Below are 7988 nucleotides of genomic sequence, written 5' to 3' on the forward strand. Positions count from 1 at the left end.
ACATGAAGGGACAGAAGCACCACAAACTTGTCCAACCTGCTTACATCCGCAAGCGCATTTCGAATTAAAAGAAACGAATTACTAAAATCATTTTAATGAATGCAAATAAGCCTTTGGTAAAAATATCAGAGGCTTTTTTAGTACATAAATAAGCGAATGATGAAAAAAAGTGGTAAAATAGAAAAAATAGGCAAGGAGGGTAGTTATGAATTATAAAACACGTGAAGAAGCATTTACACTATTGAAATCACAAGTGACCAGTGAAAGTTTAATAAAGCATTGCTTAGCTGTGGAAGCCAGTATGAGATGGTATTCGTCATATTTTAATGAACCTCTTGAGTTATGGGGACAATGTGGACTGTTACACGATATTGATTTTGAAAAATATCCTAACGAACACCCCCTCATGGCACTTGACCTCTTGAGAGACCATGGTTATGACGAAACCTTTGTAATTGCTGTGAAAGGACATGGTGATCACACCAATACACCTAGAGAAACAAAACTTGCAAAATCGCTTTATGCTGTAGATGAGCTTTCAAGCTTTGTCGTGGCAGTGGCACTTGTCAGACCTGAGAAGTTTGGCGGCCTTTCATCAAAATCGGTTAAGAAAAAACTCAAGGATAAAGCATTTGCTAGGGCTGTCAGCAGAGAAGATATCGCCAAAGGGGCTGAAGAACTTGGTTTAGATCTCACAGAACATATTGATAATGTGATCAAAGCACTTTCAGAAAGAGAATTGGAGCTCAATAAAGAAGGGCTTACATTACTTTAAGTGATATGACTATAAAAATAAACAGACACGTTTCAGAGGCTAAATCAGCACTGAAATATGTCTGTTTTCTTATTTGTAAGGTGCCATGCCCCTGTTGGCAAGTTCATCTGCCAAGTGATTGTACTCACTCACTTTAAGAAAGGCATCCATTGAATAGTTCAGACCATTGGTCTCGTTAAATTTCTTATACCATTTTTGAACATCTGCCTTGGCATTCAAATTGAGATGGCCCTTGATTTTGTAAAATTCCACTTTAGAAAAAGATTCAACAAGTGTGATTAGTGTCTCCCAAAGTTGTTTGTTTTCAACGGGTTCTTTTTTAGAATTACGCCAACCATTTAGCCGCCACTTCTGATACCAACCCTCTCTAAAGCAGTTTACAACATAAGCGCTATCTGAAAATATGTGAACCTCAAGGGCTGTTGATTTAAGGCTTTTCAGGGCTTCAATTGCAGCAGTCAGTTCCATAATGTTGTTGGTTGTTGCAGCTTCGCCGCCGAAAAGCTCTTTTTTTTGTGCATTGTAAACGAGAACGGCACCCCATCCACCTACATTGGTATCCTGACCGTTTCCCGAACAAGCACCATCACAAAATATTTCTACAATTTTCATATGAACATCCTTTCTATACATACAAGTAAAGTATACCATAGCACCATGGGATTGGAGAATATAAAAATAGTGCCAAAATTAAAAGATACAACATTTGCTTAACAATTGTTAGAAAATTTGCACAATTCAACAAAAATTTGATATGATGATATTAGACGCTTGAATACAGCCCTTCCTAGTGGGGAGGTTGCTTTACAAGCGTTCATTACGCTCATTCAAGGGGGACTAAAATGTTTAAAGATCATTTGGAAGTACAAGCGTTTTGCAAGGCAAATCAGATTCAACTTATTGATTTTAAAATGTTGGATTTAACTGGCAGATGGCACCATTTAACCATTCCAGTGGCACGCTTTACACAAGCAACCATAGAGGATGGTATTGGCTTTGATGGTTCAAGCTATGGCTTTTTAACGGTTGAAAAGTCAGATATGGTATTTAAACCGGATCTTGAACAGTACTTTATCGATCCATTTACAGAAGTTAAGACTTTGGTTTTCTTCACAAAGATTTATCACACTGGCGATTGCCAAGATAGGTTCGGAAGTGATCCAAGATTTGTCGCAGAAAAAGCAGAACAATTCTTAAGAGATGAAAACATTGCAACACACGCACTTTTAGGACCGGAATTTGAATTTTATACCTTTGACTCCTGTCATTACAGCTTGAAACCTGAAAACTATGGCTATAGAATTGATACAAAACAAGCCGTATGGCGTTCGGATTCGGAAGAAAACAATAATGGTTATATTGTGAAACATAAGGGTGGGTATCATGTGGATCTTCCTTTTGACATCAACTTTGACATGAGAAATGAAATGACGCTCAGCCTTGAGGCATTAGATGTTCCTGTTAAATATCAACATCCTGAAGTGGGTGGCCCTGGTCAGCAGGAAATTGAATTGGCATTTGGAAACACCATAAAAATGGGCGATCGGTCCATGATTGTAAAATACGTCGTAAAAAATATTGCAGTCAAGCACAACAGAACGGCAACCTTCATGCCAAAGCCTATATTAGGCGAAGCTGGCAGTGGTATGCATGTTCATCTTCAGTTCTTTGACAAAGATGTGAACCTCTTTTATGAAAAAGGGGGGTATTCTGACTTAAGCGATATTGGACTATACGCAATTGGCGGCATATTAAAGCACTCAGCATCACTTATGGCATTTACAAATCCAAGTACAAACTCATATAAACGCCTTGTTCCTGGATATGAAGCACCTGTCAGCATATGCTTTGGCACTGCCAACAGAAGTTCGGTTATTCGAATCCCGGGTTATGCAATACAACCTGATAAAAAGCGATTTGAATTTAGACCTGCAGATGCCACAGCAAACCCATACTTGGCATATTCAGCACTTGTTTTAGCGGCAATTGACGGCATAAAAAATAAGATTGATCCAATGAAAGAAGGCTTTGGCCCACTGGATATTAACGTCTTCCAGCTATCAGATGAAGATCGCAAGCGCATAAAAGCGCTGCCTAAAAACCTTTTTGAAGTCATTGAAGCTATAGAAGTGGATCACGATTATCTCATGGCTGGCAACGTCTTTACCAAAGGCCTAATAGACGATCAAATTGCTTATCTTAAAAAAGAAGCACTTGAAGAAAGTGTTGTACCATCACCAAGAGAATATAAAATGTATTATGATTTATAAGTGTGAATCACCAAGCTTGTCTTAAGAAGGACATTCTTGGTGATTTTTTATGGTAAATGGGACAAGGCCTGTGATGCAATATAATCTGAACCCAAAGTTAGGAAGAGAAATCTCTGATTAAAAAATGCTTGTTAAATATCAACAAAACATGCCCCGGTTTATTGCATCTTACATTGAATGATGCCATAATACAGAGTAAAACATTTCGTTATATCGTAGGAAGGGGTATGTCATGAACATCCGAAAATTCTTAAGGCGCTTTTTTGGTAAGCTGCCAAAGCGCAAGCAAAAGCTAAATTTCGACCAGAAACTTAAATCAGACCAGAAACTTAAATTAAACCAAAAATTTATATTAAACCCAAAGCTAAAACTTAACCTAAATATAAGCATTAAACTCAAGCTTGTTGCGTCTTTTTTATTGCTTGTGGCCTTAATTGGTTTTTCAGTGAGCTACACCATCACTCAAATGATGGCCATAAATGAAAAAATGGGATTTTATGAAAAAATTAGAGACATTGAGCAGACATTGAATCAGACCATCATCATTCAACATCGTTTTGATCAAGAGGCCAGTGCAAGTCTGGCGCAGGAAATTATTGCAAATTTAGACCTGCTTAAATTAGAGACAGAGACTTTAAAAGGTCAAAATATTGACTCGAAAACATCTGCAGATTTGAGTAATATTCTCACTGGTATCACAAAGTATTCTGGAGAGTTCAAAGACTATGCCCAGCTTATGACAAGTCGTAAGGCTTTGATAGAGGAAATAAAATTGGCAAGTGACCTCTTGGGTCTTCAAACAGAAAAAGCAGTTTCTGGACTAATGAAGGTTGAGTCCAGTGATGAAACGAAAATTGAGTTGGCAAATATTCAGACAAACATAGAGCGTATCAGACATTTGGAAAGTGAGTATTTGCTGACCAATGACAAAAAGCAACTGAATACCCTACCCGAGGTTATCATGGCTATTAAAGACAGTGTAGGGGGATTGACCATGCAATCCACCCTGCCAGCAGATTTAAAACCAATGGATGAGGTCCTGGATCAATATGAAGCTTCTGTTAAGTCACTGTTGTCTGTTAGTAGTAATTTGGGGCTAAAACGCGATGCGCTTCATAATGCTACAGACTTTATCAATAAGAGTGCTCAGGACGCATCCAGCAAACAAACTCGTGCAATTGAAACCCTTAAAAACACGTCTATAAAAAATTCAGTTGTCGTGCTCATATTGTCAATTGTATTGGGCGCATTGATTGCCTTGATAGACCTCAAAGCTGTAATCTCGCCACTTAATATTGTAAAAAGAGATCTCAAAGAGGCAACTGAGCATCGCGACTTGAAAAAGCAGATAAATTTGAGGACTAAAGATGAATTTTATGATCTTGCAGATGCCTTTAACCTCTACAACCAGATTTTACATGAGGTGCTTTTGGATGTGGATGAAAATGCGATATCCTTGGACCAGTTGGCAAAGTCAGTTGAAAGTCGTGTCAAGGACTTAAACCATCACATTGAGTCGATTTCGGCAAGTGTCCAAGAACTCACTGCAAGTATGGAAGAGACAAATGCTGCTGCAGATACCATTACTGCAACTACTGAAAATATTGACCTTAATATAAATGAAGTGGTTATGCAATCTCAAGAAGGCCTTAATTTTGCTAGTGAAATTAAGGCGAGAAGCCATAATATAAAAACCCAATCTATTGAAGCCAAGGAAAAGGCAAACACGCTTTATACTTCTGCCAAAGCAACCTTATCAGATGCTATTCAAAAGGCAAAGGACGTACAGAAGGTCACGACTCTTACTGACGCCATTATGGGGATAGCGGGTCAAACCAATCTGTTAGCCCTAAATGCCGCGATTGAAGCTGCACGTGCTGGTGATGCCGGAAGGGGATTTGCAGTGGTTGCAGAAGAAATTCGAAAATTGGCAACAACAAGTCAACAATCAGCCAACGAGATACAGAATGTGATTGGCATTGTGGTGAATTCTGTGGATGCCTTAAGTGAAAGCGCAAATGAGTTGACTACATTTATAGAAGAAAATGTCATGAGCGATTATGAGCTCCTCCTTGGATTAGGGCATCAATACAACAACGATGCGCTTACACTAGACCGTCTTTTCACAAATTTTGATCAAACCATGAAAGTCATGAAAACTTCAGTTGAGGATGTCAATCAATCCATAGCCAGCATTGCTGCGAATATTGGTGAAAGTACAGAAGGAATCAATGAAGTGGCAAATAATGTTACGGATATTGTCAGTGTCTCTGATTTTGTATACAAAGAGGTGGGGATTGTGAAAAAAACATCTGAGATTTTAAAGGAGCATGTGGAAAAATTTGATATTTAACCTTGAAATATCGTATCTATATGGGTTCAGTTATGTTAGAATATAAAGGAATATACAACTGAAATTTTCATATTAATCGAGGATGAGTATAATATGTCACAAAAAACGATTTTAGATAATTTTTATAAATTAATGACGTGTAGAAGTGATTCGGGTTCTTTGTATGAAAAAGAATTTGAGACACTTTTACTTGATTTAATTGATGATATTGACTATTTTAAAAACAATAATGACCGATATGGCAGAACTTCTATTCAGGGAGACCCTTATGGACGTAGCTGTATATGGGCGCTGGCTGACAATGGGGCAGAAGAGACTGTAATCCTGTTTGGCCACCATGATATAGTAGGTATTGAGCAGTATGGAGACTTCAAAGCATTTGCATTTGATTCCGACTATCTCAATGCTAAGTTCAGTGGGGTGGAAGACAAGAATGAGGAATGGATTTATGGTAGAGGCAGCTGTGATATGAAGGCTGGCATTGCCATTAATTTAGAACTTTTAAAAAGAGCGACACTAAATCCTCAGTATCCAAATCTGCTCTTTATCACAGTACCTGATGAAGAAAATTTATCTGCGGGCATGAGGCATTGTATCACCTTTTTAGAAGCGCTTCGTACAACTTACAATTTGAAGTTCCACAGCGCTTACTTGACAGAACCACATGAACGCCTTGATAAAAATGAGTTTGTAACCTATTCGGGATCTGCAGGTAAAATGATGCCGATTATTGTAGCAAAGGGCATTCCTGTTCACACTGGTGAGGTTTTTTCAGGTTTAAACCCAATTGGTATTCTTACAGAAATCATAAAAGCGGTTGAGCTCAATACCGAAATGGCAGATGTGGTTTATAAGAAAATGACACCGCCACCGACCTTTTTATGTCTTAAGGACTTGAAAGACCAGTATGATGTGACAACACCTGAGTTCGCATGTGCCTTTTTTAACTGGATGTTCTTAAAGGATCATTTGGATAACAAGCTTGCTCAGCTTAAAGAGCTTTGTGTTTGGTCCCTAGAAGATGCCATCAATCAATTTAACTATTCTCAAAATGAGTTTTTAAGAAAACAGGGCTTGCCTTCTTATGAAACTGTAAAAGAGTTTAATACAGAAGTGCTTTTATATGACGAACTTTTAAATCGAATTAGTGAAAAAACAAATGCTGACGTTTTTGTTAGTGATTTTCTAACCGCTAATGTCGGTATGAATGACCAAGTGATTACAGCCATGCTCATCAAGGCCATGATTGAATACTTGGAGTTTGATCACCCAGTAGTGGTAATCGGTCTTCTTGCACCATTTTACCCAGCGGTGGATTCTACAGATTTTCACATTAGACACCTCAATGACAAGATTAAAGAGGCTTGTCATCAAAATGGCTTGACTTATAGAAATGAACCATTTTTTATGAAAATTTGTGACATGAGTTACTTGAAGGGCATGAGAACCAGTGCCAGTGTCATAGAACAAAACCTGCCTTTGATGAATAGGCGATATGATATCAATTTTGAGAGTTTAAATAAGCTAGATATCCCGTGTTCCATCATTGGACCTTGGGGGAAAGATTTACATCAGAAGACAGAACGGGTATATAAAAGAGATTTGGAAGTAACGGTACCGGAGATTTTGGAGACCTTGTTAATCCATATTAATACAGAAAAAAAATAAGACCAAAAAGGGTCTTATTTTTTTATATAGATCATTAGCCTTGTTCCTGCTTAAAGCAAGAATTATCAACTTGCAAAAGCGGTTAGATGCGTCAAAATAAGGTTTTGGTCTTAATTGATATATAAGTCACACTTTTCAGAACAATGAGGTTATCCACACTGTAAACTGCTAAAATTAACAGGATTTCAACAGGAAAAGTACAAAATTGTGGATAAGTCTGTGGATACTGTTGACAAACATTTGTTTGCTTCACATAATATTGATTTATTGGAGTGACTTCTCGATGAGATTTTCAAAACCATCAATGTCCTTTTTTATGACATCAAGAGAATTTTTCCAAAAGGTCTTTGATCTTGGATCGATATTTGCAAGCCTGCAGACAGACTCAATGGACATTTTACCAGTGGCCTGGAGTAGAAGATCGTATTCAGATAAAAATGTTTGACCACGCTCCAAGTATTGGGCATAAAGCCCCGTTGCAAACAAAAGGCCAAAAGCGTAAGGAAAATTGTAAAAATTTCTAGAAGCGTAATAGTAGTGGGGCTTATTGAGCCACATATAGGGATGCAAGTGTTCTGGGTCCAAACTATCACCATATGCCTTTAACTGTGACTCGCACATCAATTTCTTGAGTTCCTCAACAGAGAGTGGATGGTCCTTGCGACGTTCAAAAACCTGTGTTTCAAAATAATATCGCGATAGAATATCCATAATAACCTGCATTGCACCTTGTAGCCTGTTTTCAAGGATTGTGAGTTTTAGGGCTTCATCAGCTGACTTTAATGCAGCATTTCGCACAATTGTCTCACAAAAAATCGAGGCGGTTTCAGCCAATGGCATAGGATAATTTGTGTTGAGAATGGACTCTGATTTTAAGCGATCACCATGATAGGCGTGTCCTAGCTCATGTGCAATTGTGAGC

Annotated in this window: 7 protein-coding genes; 5 read left to right on the forward strand and 2 right to left on the reverse strand. The window is 38.0% G+C overall.

Annotated elements, in window-relative coordinates:
• On the forward strand, positions 1 to 85 hold an 85-nt coding region (locus AC220I_RS14700; RefSeq protein WP_486724614.1), incomplete at its 5' end, for a rubredoxin-like domain-containing protein.
• A 120-nt stretch (positions 86 to 205) separates the two neighbouring features.
• Positions 206 to 775: an HD domain-containing protein gene (locus tag AC220I_RS14705; RefSeq protein ID WP_486724608.1), complete on the forward strand. Its 570-nt coding sequence runs from the start codon at positions 206 to 208 to the stop codon at positions 773 to 775.
• 69 nt (positions 776 to 844) lie between these two features.
• On the opposite strand, the gene AC220I_RS14710 is transcribed toward AC220I_RS14705, so the two are convergent.
• Positions 845 to 1387 (reverse strand): RNase H family protein, encoded by a 543-nt coding sequence (locus tag AC220I_RS14710; protein ID WP_486724609.1) that lies wholly within the window; start codon positions 1385 to 1387, stop codon positions 845 to 847.
• A 230-nt stretch (positions 1388 to 1617) separates the two neighbouring features.
• Here AC220I_RS14710 and glnA point away from each other — a divergent pair, with 230 nt between their 5' ends.
• The 3 genes from glnA (at position 1618) to AC220I_RS14725 (ending at position 7066) form a co-directional block, all read left to right on the forward strand.
• Positions 1618 to 3045 (forward strand): type I glutamate--ammonia ligase, encoded by a 1428-nt coding sequence (gene glnA / locus AC220I_RS14715; RefSeq protein WP_486724610.1) that lies wholly within the window; start codon positions 1618 to 1620, stop codon positions 3043 to 3045.
• Between the two features lie 232 nt (positions 3046 to 3277).
• Positions 3278 to 5398 (forward strand): methyl-accepting chemotaxis protein, encoded by a 2121-nt coding sequence (locus tag AC220I_RS14720; protein ID WP_486724611.1) that lies wholly within the window; start codon positions 3278 to 3280, stop codon positions 5396 to 5398.
• Between the two features lie 93 nt (positions 5399 to 5491).
• Positions 5492 to 7066, forward strand: a complete 1575-nt coding sequence (locus AC220I_RS14725) for a M20/M25/M40 family metallo-hydrolase (protein ID WP_486724612.1) — start codon at positions 5492 to 5494, stop codon at positions 7064 to 7066.
• A gap of 264 nt (positions 7067 to 7330) precedes the next feature.
• Here AC220I_RS14725 and AC220I_RS14730 read toward each other — a convergent pair.
• Positions 7331 to 7988: M3 family metallopeptidase (locus AC220I_RS14730; protein ID WP_486724613.1), on the reverse strand; the 658-nt coding region annotated here is incomplete at its 5' end.

The organism is Fusibacter sp. (genome assembly GCF_057447755.1).